This window comes from Bradyrhizobium sp. B025 (genome assembly GCF_042257955.1).
Lineage (GTDB): Bacteria > Pseudomonadota > Alphaproteobacteria > Rhizobiales > Xanthobacteraceae > Bradyrhizobium > Bradyrhizobium diazoefficiens.
This window is the reverse complement of the sequence record NZ_CP170150.1, coordinates 7,687,280-7,703,800: the sequence shown is the minus strand read 5'-3', so window position 1 is coordinate 7,703,800 and position 16,521 is coordinate 7,687,280. Positions and strand designations below refer to the sequence as shown.

General features: G+C 65.0%; 17 protein-coding genes. 11 read left to right on the top strand and 6 right to left on the bottom strand.

Annotation, left to right across the window (positions count from 1 at the left end; translation table 11 throughout):
• Positions 1–54: 54 nt before the first annotated feature.
• The 6 genes from ACE10W_RS36490 to ACE10W_RS36465 all read left to right on the top strand — a co-directional run bounded on the left by ACE10W_RS36490 (position 55) and on the right by ACE10W_RS36465 (position 4,732).
• Entirely contained in the window at positions 55–1,101 is a 1,047-nt protein-coding gene (locus ACE10W_RS36490; protein ID WP_011090493.1) for a GTP-binding protein, read from the top strand.
• Positions 1,101–2,120 (top strand): WD40 repeat domain-containing protein, encoded by a 1,020-nt coding sequence (locus ACE10W_RS36485; RefSeq protein ID WP_063921554.1) that lies wholly within the window; start codon positions 1,101–1,103, stop codon positions 2,118–2,120. The genes ACE10W_RS36490 and ACE10W_RS36485 overlap by 1 nt, the downstream gene beginning before the upstream one ends.
• Before the next feature lie 30 nt (positions 2,121–2,150).
• Positions 2,151–2,867, top strand: a complete 717-nt coding sequence (locus ACE10W_RS36480; protein ID WP_011090491.1) for an MgtC/SapB family protein — start codon at positions 2,151–2,153, stop codon at positions 2,865–2,867.
• A 4-nt stretch (positions 2,868–2,871) separates the two neighbouring features.
• Entirely contained in the window at positions 2,872–3,483 is a 612-nt protein-coding gene (locus ACE10W_RS36475) for a hypothetical protein (protein WP_304548764.1), read from the top strand.
• A 60-nt stretch (positions 3,484–3,543) separates the two neighbouring features.
• Positions 3,544–3,876, top strand: a complete 333-nt coding sequence (locus tag ACE10W_RS36470) for a hypothetical protein (RefSeq protein ID WP_060912695.1) — start codon at positions 3,544–3,546, stop codon at positions 3,874–3,876.
• 115 nt (positions 3,877–3,991) lie between these two features.
• Positions 3,992–4,732 (top strand): acetoacetate decarboxylase, encoded by a 741-nt coding sequence (locus ACE10W_RS36465; protein WP_028173848.1) that lies wholly within the window; start codon positions 3,992–3,994, stop codon positions 4,730–4,732.
• 132 nt (positions 4,733–4,864) lie between these two features.
• Here ACE10W_RS36465 and ACE10W_RS36460 read toward each other — a convergent pair whose 3' ends face one another.
• The 5 genes from ACE10W_RS36460 to ACE10W_RS36440 all read right to left on the bottom strand — a co-directional run bounded on the left by ACE10W_RS36460 (position 4,865) and on the right by ACE10W_RS36440 (position 9,684).
• Positions 4,865–6,307 (bottom strand): homospermidine synthase, encoded by a 1,443-nt coding sequence (locus tag ACE10W_RS36460; protein ID WP_304548761.1) that lies wholly within the window; start codon positions 6,305–6,307, stop codon positions 4,865–4,867.
• A gap of 48 nt (positions 6,308–6,355) precedes the next feature.
• Positions 6,356–6,745 carry a RidA family protein gene (locus tag ACE10W_RS36455; RefSeq protein WP_011090486.1) on the bottom strand — a complete coding sequence of 130 codons (390 nt, stop codon included), beginning with the start codon at positions 6,743–6,745 and terminating at the stop codon, positions 6,356–6,358.
• 147 nt (positions 6,746–6,892) lie between these two features.
• Entirely contained in the window at positions 6,893–7,480 is a 588-nt protein-coding gene (locus ACE10W_RS36450; protein ID WP_304548758.1) for a GNAT family N-acetyltransferase, read from the bottom strand.
• A gap of 134 nt (positions 7,481–7,614) precedes the next feature.
• Positions 7,615–8,757: a type III PLP-dependent enzyme gene (locus ACE10W_RS36445; RefSeq protein ID WP_011090484.1), complete on the bottom strand. Its 1,143-nt coding sequence runs from the start codon at positions 8,755–8,757 to the stop codon at positions 7,615–7,617.
• A gap of 675 nt (positions 8,758–9,432) precedes the next feature.
• On the bottom strand, positions 9,433–9,684 hold the full coding sequence (locus tag ACE10W_RS36440; RefSeq protein WP_011090482.1) for a hypothetical protein: 252 nt from the start codon (positions 9,682–9,684) through the stop codon (positions 9,433–9,435).
• Between the two features lie 138 nt (positions 9,685–9,822).
• On the opposite strand from ACE10W_RS36440, the gene ACE10W_RS36435 reads away from it, so the two are divergent.
• Genes ACE10W_RS36435 through ACE10W_RS36425 form a run of 3 tightly spaced genes read left to right on the top strand, consistent with a single transcriptional unit; the run spans position 9,823 to position 13,651 of the window.
• Entirely contained in the window at positions 9,823–11,904 is a 2,082-nt protein-coding gene (locus ACE10W_RS36435) for a M3 family metallopeptidase (RefSeq protein ID WP_304548755.1), read from the top strand.
• The gene (locus ACE10W_RS36430) at positions 11,904–12,542 is read left to right on the top strand and encodes a DUF1007 family protein (RefSeq protein WP_011090480.1); all 639 of its coding nucleotides are present in this window, start codon (positions 11,904–11,906) and stop codon (positions 12,540–12,542) included. Before ACE10W_RS36435 ends, ACE10W_RS36430 begins: the two co-directional genes overlap by 1 nt.
• Positions 12,533–13,651, top strand: a complete 1,119-nt coding sequence (locus ACE10W_RS36425; RefSeq protein ID WP_304548753.1) for a nickel/cobalt transporter — start codon at positions 12,533–12,535, stop codon at positions 13,649–13,651. The genes ACE10W_RS36430 and ACE10W_RS36425 overlap by 10 nt, the downstream gene beginning before the upstream one ends.
• Positions 13,652–13,775: 124 nt before the next feature.
• Here the strand turns inward: ACE10W_RS36425 and ACE10W_RS36420 are convergent, their stop codons facing one another.
• Entirely contained in the window at positions 13,776–14,174 is a 399-nt protein-coding gene (locus tag ACE10W_RS36420; protein ID WP_011090478.1) for an MAPEG family protein, read from the bottom strand.
• An 82-nt stretch (positions 14,175–14,256) separates the two neighbouring features.
• On the opposite strand from ACE10W_RS36420, the gene hemH reads away from it, so the two are divergent.
• Together hemH and ACE10W_RS36410 are read left to right on the top strand one after the other, a co-directional pair.
• Positions 14,257–15,294, top strand: a complete 1,038-nt coding sequence (gene hemH, locus ACE10W_RS36415) for a ferrochelatase (RefSeq protein WP_011090477.1) — start codon at positions 14,257–14,259, stop codon at positions 15,292–15,294.
• Positions 15,295–15,320: 26 nt separating this feature from the next.
• Positions 15,321–16,298: an ABC transporter substrate-binding protein gene (locus ACE10W_RS36410; protein ID WP_369525356.1), complete on the top strand. Its 978-nt coding sequence runs from the start codon at positions 15,321–15,323 to the stop codon at positions 16,296–16,298.
• Positions 16,299–16,521 lie beyond the last annotated feature (223 nt).

Here is a 16,521-nt window from a genome sequence, read left to right as displayed (position 1 = left end):
GGCAGGGGCCACCCCGCCTCGCGTCGCGCGAAAGAGCCCGACCCCGGAGTAGTTATGTCTGAAGCGACCTCCCAGAAAATTCCCGTGACCGTCCTGACCGGCTATCTCGGCGCCGGCAAGACAACGCTTTTGAACCGCATCCTTTCGGAAAACCACGGCAAGAAATACGCCGTCATCGTCAACGAGTTCGGCGAGATCGGCATCGACAACGACCTCATCATCGGCGCCGATGAGGAAGTGTTCGAGATGAACAATGGCTGCATCTGCTGCACCGTGCGCGGCGACCTCGTGCGCATCATGGACGGGCTGATGAAGCGCAAGGGCAAGTTCGACGCCATCATCGTCGAGACCACGGGCCTTGCCGATCCGGCGCCGGTGGCCCAGACCTTCTTCGTCGACGAGGACGTGCAGAAGAACGCGCGCCTCGACGCGGTGGTGACGGTTGCCGACGCCAAATGGCTGTCCGACCGTCTGAAGGACGCGCCCGAGGCCAAGAACCAGATCGCCTTTGCTGACGTCATCGTGCTGAACAAGACCGACCTCGTCACCAAGGGTGAGCTCGCCGAGGTCGAGGCCCGCATCCGCGCCATCAACCCCTATGCGAAACTCCACCGCACCGAGCGCTGCTCGGTGGCGCTGGCCGACGTGCTCGACCGCGGCGCGTTCGACCTCGACCGCATCCTCGACATCGAGCCGGACTTTTTGGAGGCCGACGATCATGACCACGACCATGATCATCACCACCACGGCCACGACCATCATCACCACGATCACGGCCACGGCCTGAAGCACTATCACGACGAGGACATGCAATCGCTGTCGCTCAAGACCGACAAGCCGCTCGATCCGAACATGTTCATGCCCTGGCTCCAGAACCTGGTGCAGGTCGAGGGCGGCAAGATCCTGCGCTCCAAGGGCATACTCGCCTTCCACGACGACGATGACCGCTACGTCTTCCAGGGCGTCCATATGATGCTGGAGGGTAACCACCAGCGGAAATGGAAGGACGGCGAGCCGCGCGAGAGCCGCCTCGTCTTCATCGGCCGCGAATTGCCGGAAGAGGCCATCCGCAAGGGTTTTGAGAGCTGCATCGTCTCGTGATGAAAGAGTTTACGCCCGCCCCCGATTCCGCTTCGATCGTCTCCGTCACCGACCGCGTCAAGCCGGTCGCGCTCGGCATGGGCGTGACGTCGGTGCATTTCCTCGGTGACCGCGCCGCCTTCGTCGGCGGCGAGGAGAACGTCGCGTTCGTCGATAGCCAGGGCGAGATCACCACCGTCGCCGTCCACGGCGGCGGCATTCTTTCGACCGCGTCCGACGGCAAGCGCCTCGTCATGGGCGGCGACGACGGCAAGGTCGTGTCGCTCGATGCCAAGGGCGAGGTGACGTTGCTCGCCACCGACCCCAAGCGCCGCTGGATCGACGCGGTGGCGCTGCACGCGGACGGGGCCTTCGCCTGGTCCGCCGGCAAGACGGCGACCGTCAAGAGCGGCAAGACCGAGGAGAAGTCGCTCGAGGTGCCCTCGACCGTCGGCGGGCTTGCGTTCGCGCCGAAGGGCCTTCGGCTCGCGATTGCGCATTACAACGGCGCGACGCTGTGGTTTCCGAACATGGCGGCATCAGCCGAATTCCTGCCCTGGGCCGGCTCGCATCACGCGGTGACCTTCAGCCCGGACAACAAATTCCTGGTCACCGCGATGCACGAACCGGCGCTGCACGGCTGGCGGCTGGCCGATAACCGCCACATGCGCATGACCGGCTATCCCGGCCGCGTTCGCTCGATGTCCTGGAGCGCGGGCGGCAAGGCGCTTGCGACCTCGGGTGCCGACACCGTCATCCTGTGGCCGTTCGGCAGCAAGGACGGCCCGATGGGCAAGGAGCCCGCGATGCTCGCGCCGCTGCAGGCGCGCGTCTCGGTCGTCGCCTGCCATCCCAAGAACGACATCCTCGCCGCCGGTTACAGCGACGGCACCGTGCTGATGGTGCGGCTGGAGGACGGCGCCGAGATCCTGGTCCGCCGCAATGGCACACCGCCGGTGGCGGCGCTCGCCTGGAACGCCAAGGGCACGCTGCTGGCGTTTGCGGATGAAAATGGGGACGGCGGCCTGCTGGAGCTTTGAACTGTCATCGTTCCGGCCGTATAGGGGGCCATGCGGTTTCTGACGACGTTCCAGATTGCTGATTTCGCCGACACGCTGGTCAGCCTGTTCACGGCCTTCGTGCTGGGCACGCTGATCGGCGCCGAGCGGCAGTATCGCCAGCGCACCGCGGGCCTGCGCACCAACGTGCTGGTCGCGGTGGGTGCGGCCGCCTTCGTCGATCTCGCCATGCACCTGACCGGGGCCGACGGCGCGGTGCGCGTGATCTCCTACGTCGTCTCCGGCATCGGCTTCCTCGGCGCCGGCGTTATCATGAAGCAGGGCATGGACGTGCGCGGGCTCAACACCGCGGCGACGCTGTGGGCCTCGGCCGCGGTCGGCTCCTGCGCCGGCGCCGACATGGTCGCGCAGGCGGCCGCGCTGACCGTGTTCGTCATCGCCGGCAACACCATGCTGCGCCCGCTGGTCAACGCCATCAACCGCATTCCGCTGAATGAGAAGACTTCGGAGGCGACCTACTATTTCAAGCTCGCGGTGGCGGCGGATGCCTTGCCCGACATGCGCGACCGGCTGGTCGAGAAGCTCGAGGGCGCAAAATATCCGGTGGCCGATATCGACGTGGTCGAGACCGGGGACGATCTGATCGAGATCGTCGCAAAGCTGGTCGCGACCGCGGTCGATCCGAACGAGCTGAACGCGGTGGCGACCGATCTTCAGCACCTGCCGGGCGTGCGCCACGCCACCTGGGAAGTCAGCACAACGGACTGAGGGCATGGCCGAACAGGCTCGCGGACTGTTTATGCGATTGTGCCGCCTAGCAATCCTGCGGATTGCGCTCTCGTCAGTTGTGCCGTTCATCGCTCCGGCGCATGCCGACAGAATCGGCTATGAGGGCGTCGTCGATATCTCGGCTGAGGCGGGGACGCTTCGCGCCGAACATCATCACGATTGGGGCTATAGTAGCGAAAAATCACGCTGGAAGATGATCTCTTCGACAAGAGACCCCTTCACCGCGGACAATGACTATTCCTATCTGCGCTTGCACGACACCACGACCGGTACAGAGTTATTTCGCCGCCCCGTTCCGGCACTGACATACATCTGGATTTCGCCCAATCTGAAATACGTTGTCGGGCTTTCGCACATCATGCTTTGGAATCCGTGCCAACTCGTTGTTTTTTCCAAGTCGGGCGATCGCTTGCTTGAACGGGACATGGTCAGCGCGGATTGGCCGGGACTAAGATGGAGCGCGTCAAATTGGATTTACTGGTACAAAGAGCCCGCGCCGAAGATCGCCATCGCTGACGACGGGACTAACGCCACGCTCACAATCGAAGATCCGCTTGGGGTTCCCCGTCAGTTTCAGTTCCCGGCGGCTCGCTAGCCGCGGCGGAACCGGTGCGCTCCAATTTCGTTGATCCCGCGGACAAAGGCGGTGATCGACATGCCCGGCCCAAATGACAAGCGCAGACTGAAATTCGACCTGATGATCGCCTGCTCGCTGTTTGCAGCCGGCGTCGTGGTGTCAGGCCTGTCGCTGGCGCAAATCCGCGCTGAGAGCCGGATGCAGACGGCGCAGGCGACAGGGCCGCTCCAGGGCACGCCGTCCGACGATCAGAGCAAGACTCCGGCTGAATCAAAGCCCGGCGGCGACCGGCCGACCACACCGGCGCCCGAGCCCGCGCGCCCCGATCCGCAGACGCAAGGCGCAGCCACCAAGCCGGCACTGCCGGCGGCGCCCGCGGAGAAGATCGCGCCGCCGATCAGGGAGAAGTAGCCCGACGGCCGGCATATTGTGACGCGCATTTGACGACCGATGCTAATTGTACGATCTCGCATCGGCAGGCGGCCCGATCCATAATCCGTCCCGCCAACGACAGATGGGGCCTCCCATGAAGATCGAAGACGTCCGCCGCACCGCTTATTCGATGCCGCTCACCAATCCGGCATTTCCGCCGGGGCCATATCGCTTCTTCGACCGCGAATATTTCATCATCACCTACAGGACCGATCCCGAAGCCCTCGCCACCATCGTGCCCGAGCCGCTTGAGGTGGCGGAGCCGTTGGTGAAATACGAATTCATTCGCATGCCAGACTCGACCGGATTCGGCGACTACACCGAAACCGGGCAGGTGATCCCGGTCCGCTTCAAGGGCGAGGAGGGCGGCTACACCCACGCGATGTATCTGGACGACGAGGCCCCGATCGCCGGCGGCCGCGAGTTGTGGGGCTTTCCGAAGAAGCTCGCGAGGCCCAAGATCGAGGTCGAGAGCGACGTCCTGGTCGGCTCGCTGCATTACGGCTCGGTACTCTGCGCTTCGGCCACGATGGGTTACAAGCACCGCAAGGTCGACCACGACACGGTGCTGAAGTCGATGGCGTCGCCGAACTTCATCCTGAAGATCATCCCGCATGTCGACGGCAGCCCGCGGATCTGCGAGCTGGTGCGCTTTCATCTCGATGACGTCGTGCTGAAGGAAGCGTGGACTGGCCCTGCCGCACTCGGCCTGTTTCCCCACGCACTCTGCGACGTCGCCCGCCTGCCGGTGCGCGAGGTGATCTCGGCGCTGCATTTCAAAGCGGACCTGACGCTCGGGCTCGGCAGCGTGGCGTTCGATTACATGGCCAAGTAACGAACGTCATTCCGGGGCATCGCGCCAGCGATGAACTATGGTGCGCACTCGCGCACCTGAGAATCTCTTGCTAGGAACTTCGAGATCCCGGTCTGCGCGCCTGGCGCGCATCCCGGGATGACCCCTTCGGGGTCAACGCACCAGAATATTCCGGAACTGCCAGGGATCGCTGGTATCGATATCTTCCGGAAACAGTCCCGGACGGTCCGTCAGCGGCGTCCAGTCGGTGTAGAAACCCTTCACCGGGCCGAGATAGGGCAGCTGGATTTCCAGCAGGCGATCGAAATCCATCTCGTCGGCTTCGACGATGCCCTCGTTCGGGTTTTCCAGCGCCCACACCATGCCGCCGAGCACGGCGGAGGTAACTTGCAGGCCGGTGGCGTTCTGATAGGGCGCCAGTTTGCGGGTCTCCTCGATGGAGAGCTGCGAGCCGTACCAGTAGGCATTGTTGTCATGGCCGAACAGCAGCACGCCGAGCTCGTCGATGCCGTCGACGATTTCGTTCTCATCGAGGATGTGGTGCTTTTCCTGCATCTTCGCGGCGCGGCCGAACATTTCATGCAGCGACAGCACGGCATCGTCAGCCGGATGATAGGCGTAGTGGCAGGTCGGCCGATAGACCGCCGTGCCCGAGGCGTCTCGCACCGTGAAGTAATCGGCGATCGAGATCGACTCGTTGTGGGTGACGAGGAAGCCGTACTGCGCGCCGCGGGTCGGGCACCAGGTGCGCACGCGCGTGTTGGCGCCGGGCTGCATCAGATAGATGGCGGCGCCGCAGCCGGCTTCGTGGGTGCGCGCATTCTCGGGCATCCACTTTTCATGGGTGCCCCAGCCGAGTTCGGAGGGCTGCACGCCTTCCGACAGGAAGCCTTCCACCGACCAGGTGTTGACGAAGACATCAGGCTCCTTCGGCTTCTTGGAGCGCTGGGTGTCGCGTTCGGCGATGTGGATGCCCTTGATGCCGCTCTGCCGCATCAGGTCCGCCCATTCGGCCTTGGTCTTCGGCTTGGGGGCATTGAGCTTCAGGTCGGCGGCGACATTGAGCAGCGCCTGCTTGACGAAGAAGGACACCATGCCGGGATTGGCGCCGCAGCAGGAGACGGCCGTGGTCGAGCCCGCCGGGCGCGCCTTCTTGGCGGCCAGCGTCACTTCGCGCAGGGCGTAGTTGGAGCGCGCTTCCGGGCCCTTCGACGAATCGAAATAGAAGCCGAGCCAGGGCTCGTTGACGGTATCGATATAAAGAGCGCTGAGCTCGTTGCAGAGCTCCATGATGTCGGTCGAGCCGGTATCGACCGAGAGATTGACGCAAAAGCCCTGGCCGCCGCCTTCGGTGAGCAGCGGGGTCAGCAACTCACGGTAATTGTCCTTGGTCACGCCCTTCTGGATGAAGCGGACATTGTGCTTCTCGCAATGTGCCTTGCGGCCCTCGTCCTTGGGATCGATCACGGTGACGCGCGACTTGTCGTAGTCGAGATGCCGCTCGATCAGCGGCAGCGTGCCTTTGCCGATGGAGCCGAAGCCGACCATGACGATGGGACCAGTGATCTTCGCGTAGATCTGCGAGGCGGGGCTCATGGGATGGTTTCTCCGGAACGTGCTGACGGACAAAGGGTGAGGGGTGGATCAGGCGCTGCGGCGCTTGGCGGTCGCTTCGATCTCGACCTTCATCTCGGGCTTGTAGAGCGCCGAGACAACGAGGAGCGTTGCCGCCGGGCGGATGTCGCCGAGGACTTCGCCGCAAACGGCGAAATGGGCGTCTGCATCCTTGATGTCGGTGAGGTAGTAGGTCACGCGGACGATGTCGGCCATCTCGAAACCACCCTCCTTCAGGGCAGCTTCGATGGTCTTGAAGCAGTTGCGTGACTGGCTCGTGACATCGGCGGGCATCGTCATCGTGGTGTAGTCATAGCCGGTGGTTCCCGCGACGAAGGCGAAGTCGCCGTCGACCACGGCGCGGCTGTAGCCGGCGGTCTTCTCGAACGGGGAGCCGGTGGAGATCAGGCGACGGGACATGGGTTCGGCCTCGACTGAAAGAGGTGTTTCGCGGGGTTAAAGGGTGTTTCCGGGGCCTGCGCAACCCCAAAGGAAGTGAGCTTGGCGCGAGCGCGACCGAGCGTTGCTGCTCACTGCAGCTTCGGTCGTCGCCATCATGGCAATCCCTTAGGCCGCGTGCGCCTGGAGGGGGCGAACTACCCTCCGTTTGGCCAGGGCCGCGCCGGTCGGGACGATCATCCCCTCGGCGCCATCCAGCGCACCGGCCTGGAATTCGATCGCCAGCAGGCGGTCTCGCTCGAACGGGCCGGGCAGCATCAGTGCGCCGGTCCTCTCGGCCGAGAAGCCGAAACGCGCATAGTAGGGGGCATCGCCAAGCAGGATCACGGCGGCATGCCCGCGCGCCCGGGCGGCGGCCAGCGCTTGTTGCATCAGCGCGGCGCCGATCCCGAGCTCGCGGCAGGCAGGGTCCACCGCCAGCGGTCCGAGGACCAGAGCGGGCCTGCCTCCGGCGCTGACGTGCCACAGCCGCACGGTTCCCACGAGTGTCCCCTCGCGCACAGCCGACAGGGCAAGGCCTGAGGCAGGTGCACGTCCGTCGCGCAGGCGCTGGCAGGTGCGGCCATGGCGGTTCTCGCCAAAGCTGGCATCGAGCAGCGCTTCACGGGCGGCGACGTCGGCAGCACGCTCCGCACGGATCGCGAACGGAGCGGCTTTCGAAGTGAGGGCGATCTGTGGCTTCCGAAAAGCAGTCATGGCGCGTCAGTCCCCGCTTGAACCGACATGCGATCAGCACGCCGGCTCAAGACGTCGTCAGAAATCAGAAATGTGAGGGGGGGGAGCCGGCAAGCCGGCTCCCGGGTTCGTCAGGCCTCAGACAGAGAGGCGGATCAGATGTGGTAGGTCTTCAGCGGCGGGATACCGTTGAACGCCACCGACGAGTAGGTCGACGTATAGGCCCCGGTGCCTTCGATCAGCACCTTGTCGCCGATCTCGAGCGTCACCGGGAGCGGATACGGGTTCTTCTCGTACAGCACGTCGGCGCTGTCGCAGGTGGGTCCCGCGAGCACGCACGGCGTCATGTCCGCGCCGTCATGGGCGGTACGGATGGCGTAGCGGATCGACTCGTCCATGGTCTCGGCCAGGCCGCCGAACTTGCCGATGTCGAGATAGACCCAGCGCACCTCGTCCTCGTCGCTCTTCTTCGAGATGAGCACGACCTCGGACTCGATGATGCCGGCGTTGCCCACCATGCCGCGGCCCGGCTCGATGATGGTCTCCGGGATCTGGTTGCCGAAGTGCTTGCGCAGCGCGCGGAAGATCGACCGGCCGTAGGTCACCACCGGCGGCACGTCCTTCAGGTACTTGGTCGGGAAGCCGCCGCCCATGTTGACCATGGAGAGGTTGATGCCGCGCTCGGCACAGTCGCGGAACACCTGCGAGGCCATCGCCAGCGCACGGTCCCACGCCTTCACCTTGCGCTGCTGCGAGCCGACATGGAAGGAGATGCCGCACGGCTCCAGGCCCAGGCGCTTGGCGACGTCCAGCACGTCGACGGCCATCTCCGGGTCGCAGCCGAACTTGCGCGACAGCGGCCACTCGGCGCCGGCGCAGTCATAGAGGATGCGGCAGAACACCTTCGCGCCGGGAGCGGCACGGGCGATCTTCTCGACCTCGGCGGCGCAATCGACCGCGAACAGCCGAATGCCGAGCGCGAAGGCGCGCGCGATGTCGCGCTCCTTCTTGATCGTGTTGCCGAAGGAGATGCGGTCGGGCGTAGCGCCAGCGGCCAGCGCCATCTCGATCTCGGCGACGGTCGCGGTGTCGAAGCAGGAGCCCATGGAGGCGAGCAGGGCCAGCACTTCCGGCGCCGGGTTCGCCTTGACGGCATAGAACACGCGGCTGTCGGGCAGCGCCTTGGAAAAGGTCTGGTAATTGTCGCGCACGACCTCGAGGTCGACGACGAGGCACGGCTCGGTGTCCCGGCCCTCGCTGCGGCGATTGCGCAGGAATTCCTGAATACGTTCGGTCATAGCACGCTCCCAAACGGCCCAGCGACGGGGATCCGTTCAAAAAATGACGTCGGATAAGAGCGCTCTGGCCGGATTGCGCGATGGAGGCGCAACGAAGCCAAAAGACTCAAACCAGACTGTGCTGCCGTGGATTGGTTGGGAATTTCCCGCCCGCACACCTGGCAATGAAGGACAAGCCTTTTCAGTAGCCCGCGCCGGCGTTGGACTGCCGGTAGAGACCAAAAAAGCCCGATCCGTCGTTGCTTTAAGTCGCGTCCCCCGTTGAGAGCGGGGTGCGCCGGTTCGCCTCCGGCTGCCAGTCACGGTTGCAAAGAGTGAAGTCACCTTCGACATGGCATCTCTTGAGAGAGATGCTGGACGCTCCGGGTTTGCTTCGTCGTCCGACCTTTCGGTCTTTTGACTTCCGCACTTCCGAAGAGCCCCTCGGCTTCTTCACCCCTTGGCGGCTGTCCGGCCTCTTGTCCGGATACCTACCGACTGACACACGACCACAGGCACGTGCGAAATTGGGCAAGAGCGCACATAAGCGTTTTGACTCTGCTTCGCAACAATTTTTTTAGGCTGAGAACAGATTTGCCTAACATCTGCTTGCGCAGTGTTGCGCGAGCGACGCGGAAGATGAACGTGCGTTAAGTTTTCAAGCCTGCGCGCGTGTCTCGCGCGCGCGAGCGAGCGTCAGCCGCGCTTCGTGAAGGGCTCGACGCGCTGCGCGGCGCGGACGAACGCGGTCATCACCAGCACGCCGAGTGCGAACAGCACGGCCTGGAGGATGTGCGCGCCCTGATCGCCTAAACCGAACAGGATCGCGAGCGCCCAGCCGCCGGCAAAGGCCGCGCCGAACACCTCCGCGCCGATCAGGATGGCGGCGCTGATGACGGTGATGACGCTGGGCCAGACGATCTGGCGGGAAGAGGAAGGCGCGTTCATGGGGCTCAGGGATCCCTAGTCTTCGAGGGCCGCAATCTCTCCGAAAAGGCGGGCGGGAGCAAGGCCAAATGGCCCAAAAAAGCCCGATCGCATGCTATAGCTGACCGCAACAAACCAGCTCGAAAACCGGGACTTGCGATGTCAGAAACCCGCCAAACTACGGACCCCGAGACCAACCCGCTGCTGAAGGCCTGGGTGACGCCGTTCGCGACCCCGCCCTTCGACGAGATCACGCCGGAGCACTTCCTCCCGGCCTTCGAGCAGGCCTTCGCCGACCATTCCGCCGAGATCGCGGCGATCACCAACGACCCGGCCGCGCCCGACTTCGCTAACACCATCACGGCGCTGGAGCGCTCGGGCAAGCTGCTGAGCAAGGTGGCGGCGGTGTTCTACGACCTCGTCTCGGCGCATTCCAACCCGGCCATCCTGGAGATCGACAAGGAGGTTTCCTTGCGGATGGCGCGGCACTGGAATCCGATCATGATGAACGCCGTGCTGTTTGGTCGCATCGCCCAGCTGCACGAGAACCGCGCCAATCTGGGTCTTTCGCCCGAACAGCTCCGCCTGCTGGAGCGCACCTATACCCGCTTCCACCGCGCTGGCGCCGGCCTCTCCGAGGAGGCCAAGACGCGGATGGCCGAGATCAACGAGAGGCTCGCCCAGCTCGGCACCGGCTTCAGCCATCATCTGCTCGGCGACGAGCAGGAATGGTTCATGGAGTTAGGGGAGGCCGACCGCCAGGGCCTGCCGGAGAGCTTCGTCGCCAGCGCCAAGGCTGCGGCGGAAGAGCGCGGCATGGCCGGCAAGGCCATCGTCACGCTGTCGCGCTCGTCGGTCGAATCGTTCCTGAAGAGCGCAGGCCGGCGCGACCTGCGCGAGAAGGTCTACAAGGCCTTCACCGCGCGCGGCGACAACGGCAACGCCAACGACAACAATACGACCATCGTCGAGATCCTGAAGCTGCGCGAGGAGAGCGCGAACTTGCTGGGCTATCCGACCTACGCCGCCTACCGGCTCGAGGACTCCATGGCCAAGACGCCGGAAGCGGTGCGGGGGCTGCTCGAGCGGGTCTGGAAGCCGGCGCGCGCCCGGGCGCTCGCCGATCGCGACGAGATGCAGACGCTGATCACGGAAGAGGGCGGCAATTTCAAGCTCGCACCGTGGGACTGGCGCTTCTACGCCGAAAAGCTCCGCCTTCAGCGGGCCAATTTCGACGACGCTGCGATCAAGCCGTATCTCGCGCTCGACCACATGATCGCCGCCGCCTTCGACTGCGCCACGCGCCTGTTCGGCATCACCTTCGAGGAGCGCAAGGACGTGCCGGTCTGGCACCCGGACGTCCGGGTCTGGGAGGTGAAGGGGCGGGACGGCAAGCACAAGGCGCTGTTCTATGGCGACTACTTCGCCCGGCCGTCGAAGCGCTCCGGCGCCTGGATGACCTCGCTGCGCGACCAGCAGAAGCTCGACGGCGACGTCGCGCCGCTCGTTCTCAATATCTGCAATTTTGCCAAGGGGGCCGGCGGCGAGCCCTCGCTGCTGTCGCCTGACGACGCCCGCACCCTGTTCCACGAGTTCGGCCACGGCCTGCACGGTATGCTGTCCAACGTGACCTATCCGTCGCTGTCGGGCACCTCCGTGTTCACCGACTTCGTCGAGCTGCCGTCGCAGCTCTACGAGCACTGGCAGGAACGGCCCGAGGTGCTCCAGCAATTCGCCCGCCACTACCAGACCGGCGAGCCGCTGCCGGACGACCTGCTCCAGCGCTTCCTCGCCGCGCGAAAATTCAACCAGGGCTTTGCCACGGTCGAGTTCGTCTCCTCGGCGCTGGTGGACCTCGAATTCCACACCCAGCCGGCCGCGGCGGCCAGCGATGTACGGGCCTTCGAGAAGAAGGAGCTGGAGAAGATCGGCATGCCCGAGGAGATCGCGCTGCGTCATCGGCCGACGCAATTCGGTCACATCTTCACCGGCGACCACTATGCCGCCGGATATTACAGCTACATGTGGTCGGAGGTGATGGACGCCGACGCCTTCGGCGCGTTCGAGGAGGCCGGCGACATCTTCGATCCGGCCGTCGCAAAACGTCTCCATGACGACATCTACTCCTCGGGCGGATCGGTCGATCCGGAGGCCGCCTATGAGGCCTTCCGCGGCCGCCCGCCGGAGCCCGACGCACTGCTCCGCCGCCGCGGCCTGCTCGACGACGCCAGGGCGGCCTGATGGGTATGCGCGCCCTGCTCGGTCTGTTGCTCGCCGCCGTCCTCACGCTCGCGGCGGGTGCGGCGCGCGCGCATCCGCATGTCTGGATCACCGCGACCAGCGAGCTGCTTTACGCCGCGGACGGCAGCATCACCGGCGTGCGCCACGCCTGGACCTTCGACGACATGTTCTCGGCCTATGCGGTGCAGGGGCTCGAGAGCAAGACCAAGGGCGCCTATACGCGCGAGGAGCTGGGGCCGCTGGCGCAGACCAATGTCGAGTCGCTGAAGGAATATGCCTACTTCACCTTCGCGCGAGCGGACGGCAAGAAGGAGCGATTCCAGGAGCCGGTCGACTACTTCCTCGACTACAAGGATACGGTGCTGACCCTGCACTTCACGCTGCCGCTGAAGAACCCGGTCAAGCCCAAGCAACTGGTGCTCGAAGTGTTCGACCGTTCCTTCTTCATCGACTTCCAGATGGCCAAGGACAATCCGGTCAAGCTGGTCGGCGCGCCCGCCGGCTGCCAGATGAAGCTGGACCGGCCGAACGACGGCTCGGCCACCGCCCAGAAGCTCAACGAGCAGACCTTCCTGAACGGCGAGAACAGCAATTTCGGCATGATGTTCGCCAACAAGATCACGGTGGATTGCCCTTGACCGGTCGCCTGCATTCGCCGCTTGCCCGCGGGCTGCTCGCCTGTGCTGCGGTTGTCGTCGTGCTCGGCGCGGCCGATGCCGCGCTTCACGATCTCCTCGCGCAAAATCCGTTCGGCGCACCGAGACCCGCGCCGGCGGCCGAGCCCGAGGCCAGCGGCCTCATCGGCTGGCTATTGGCAAAACAGTCGGAATTCTATCGCCAGATGTCGGCGACCATCCGCGCCGCCAAGTCCGACGGTTCGGCGGTGTGGACGCTGCTCTTCATCTCATTTGCCTATGGCATCTTCCATGCCGCCGGCCCCGGCCACGGCAAGGCGGTGATCGCCTCCTATCTCGTCGCCAACCGCGAGACCGCGCGGCGCGGCATCGCGCTCTCGTTTGCCTCGGCCCTGATGCAGTCGGTGGTCGCGATCCTGATCGTCGGCATCTCGGCCTGGATCCTGAATGCGACGGCCAAGACCATGTGCAAGGCCGAAGGCGTGATCGAGATCGCGAGCTATGGCCTGATCGCGCTGTTCGGCCTGCGGCTGGTCTGGGTCAAGGGCGGCGCCTTCATCCGCGCGCTTCAGGCGACCCAGCCGGTGCCGGCGATCGCAGGCGTGCCGCAGCACCATGATCACGGCCATCACCACCATCGTGAGGCGCATGATCATCATGATCACGATCACCATGATCATGGTCACGCCCATCACGATCACGGGCACGACCACGTCCACGACGAGCATTGCGGCCATTCCCACGGCCCGGCGCCGAGCGAGCTGGCCGGCCCCGGCGGCTGGCGGCGCGGGTTCGCCGCGATCCTGACCGTCGGCATCCGCCCTTGCTCGGGTGCGATCCTGGTGCTGGTGTTCGCGCTGGCCCAGGGCCTGTTCTGGGCCGGCATCGCCGCGACCTTCCTGATGGGGCTCGGCACCGCGATCACGGTCGCGGCCATTGCCGTCGTCGCCGTCTCCGCCAAGGACATCGCCGCCCGCCTGAGCGCAGGGCGCGACGGCGGCGGCGCGCTGTTCATGCGCGGCATCGAATTCGGCGCCGCAGGTCTCGTGCTGCTGTTCGGCGTCGGCCTGTTGTTCGGCTACATCGCCGCCGAACGGACGACGTGTTTTTGAGCGGAGCAGTTCGCTCCATCCGGGCTACGATCAACTATCACCGTCGGCCTTCGAGGCTCACCCCACAGTGCTTTGCACCGCGGGGCTCGCACCTCAGGATGACGGGTTGAAGGGCGCGCGCCCCTCACACCGGCAAGAACCGCTTCAGCATCGGCATGAAGAAGATCACGAGATTGATCGCAAAGCCGATGCTCCAGAGGATCGAGCGCAGCGTCGGGCGGTTGCCGAGATAGGTCAGCACGTAGGCGATCCGCACGATCAGGAACAGCACCGCGAGCTCGTCGATCAGCCGCTGCGGCGAGTCCCTGAATTCGGCGAGCAGCACCGCGAAGGCGAAGAACGGAAAGGTCTCGATGCCGTTCTGGTGGGCGCCGAGCGCGCGCTGCGCGATGGCGTCCTCATAGAAGGCGGGATCGCGCGGCCGGGAATTGTCGAACCCGCGAAACCGGATCCATTTGATCGAGGCGATCGTCGCAAGGTAGAGCAGCAGCGCTCCGAATACGCACCATTCCGCGAGTGTCATCTTCCCTCCCCCGCTTGGGTGCGACCCTAGCGAAACCGGGCTCATCTTGACAAGTTCGGTGCAACGCGCGACGCAACTGATCATGTCGACCGCCGCTCCCAACGAGACCACACAGCCAACCGTCCAGTCCGGCCAGAAGCGGGTCGGCGTGCTCCTGGTCAATCTCGGCACGCCCGATACGGCCGATGCGCCGGGGGTGCGGGTCTATCTCAAGGAATTCCTCTCGGACGCCCGGGTCATCGAGGACCAGGGCCTGGTCTGGAAGGTGGTGCTGAACGGGATCATCCTGCGCAGCCGTCCCCGCACCAAGGCGCTCGACTACCAGAAGATCTGGAACAACGAGAAGAACGAGTCGCCGCTGAAGACCATCACGCGGTCGCAAAGCGACAAGCTCGCCGCCGCGCTGTCGGATCGCGATCATGTCGTGGTGGACTGGGCGATGCGCTACGGCAATCCCTCGATCAAGTCGGGCATCGACGCGCTGATCGCGGAGGGATGCGACCGCATCCTCGCGGTCCCGCTTTATCCGCAATATTCCGCCTCGACCTCGGCGACCGTCTGCGACGAGGTGTTCCGCGTGCTCGCCCGCCTGCGTGCGCAGCCGACGCTGCGGGTGACGCCGCCGTACTACGAGGACGAGGCCTATATCGAGGCGCTCGCCGTCTCGATCGAGACGCATCTGGCAACCCTGCCGTTCAAGCCGGAGCTGATCGTCGCCTCCTTCCACGGCATGCCGAAATCCTATGTCGACAAGGGCGATCCCTATCAGGAGCATTGCATCGCCACGACCGAGGCGCTGCGCCGCCGGCTCGGCGTGGACGCATCAAAATTGCTGCTGACCTTCCAGTCGCGCTTCGGCAATGACGAGTGGCTCCAGCCCTACACCGACAAGACGATGGAGCGGCTCGCGAAAGAGGGCGTGCGCCGCATCGCGGTGGTGACGCCGGGTTTTGCCGCCGACTGCCTGGAGACGCTGGAGGAGATCGCGCAGGAGAATGCCGAGATCTTCAAGCACAATGGCGGCGAGCAGTTTTCCGCGATCCCCTGCCTCAACGACAGCGAACCCGGCATGGACGTGATCCGCACCCTGGTGCTGCGCGAGCTCCAGGGCTGGATATAGTGAGCCTGGATCTGATGGTTCGCCCCTTGAACCGCCGCGCGTGTCTGGCGCTTCTTGGGACGATCGTCGTGCTGCCGGCTTCGGCACAGGCGCAGCAGGCGAATGCGACGCGGCGGCTCGGCGTGCTCTCGGTCACGGCCGCCGACGATGCGATCGGGCAGACGCGCAGCGCCATCCTGGTCGAGGCGCTCGCCGCCCATGGCTGGAAAGAGCACGGCAATCTCAGGATCGACTGGCGCAGCGGCGCCGGCGACCGGGCGCGGATCGCCGGGCTCGCCGACGAGCTGATCGCGCTCAAGCCCGACATCCTGCTCGCGGTCGGCACGCCCTCGGTCGAAGAGCTGCGCCGGCGCACCGTGACGATCCCGATCGTGTTCGCCGTGGTCACCGATCCCGTCAGCCAGGGCTTCGTCCAGAACCTCGCCCATCCCGGCGGCAACATCACCGGCTTCACCGATTACGACGGCCCGCTGGCCGGCAAATGGCTGGAGATGCTGACGCAAGTGACGCCGAAAGTGTCCCGCGTCTTCGTCGTCTACAATCCCGCCACCGCGCCGTTCGCTGCCCTCATGCTGCGCACGATCGAGGACGCCGCACGGACTCTTCACGTGACGGTCGAGCCCGCGCCGGTCCACGACGCAGCCTCGATCGCGGCGCTGGCCTTCCGCAAAGACGGCGGCCTGCTGATCCTGCCGGATTTCTTCACCATGGCCAACCGCGCGCATCTGCTCGCGGCGGTCGCCGAGGCGCGCGTGCCTGCGGTGTTCTGGAGCCGCACCTTCGTCGACGAGGGCGGGCTGATGTCCTACAGCACCGACAGCGCCGAGCAGCTCCGCCGTGCCGCGGGCTACATCGATCGCATCCTGAAGGGCGCGCAGGCAGCCGACCTGCCGGTGCAGAACCCCACCAAGTTCGAGCTCGCGGTCAACCTCAAGGCCGCCAAGGCGCTTGGCGTCACCATTCCCCCAGGCTTGCTCGCAACCGCGAACGACGTCATCGAATAAAGTCGTCCGTGACGGACGACATGTCCGGATTCGTTAACTTTCGCCGCTAGGTCTGCGCCCGGACGCTTTCAAGAGCCTTTCGGAAATACATATCGTGACCGTTTCCCCCCAGTTCGTCTTGTGCAGAATCGTCCGAATGCCGACGTGAATCGTAACCGCTGAACCAGTAAGGTCGCGTTCCCGACCAATGACAGCGCGGGAAAGGGCTTTTTCCCGCCTTGGA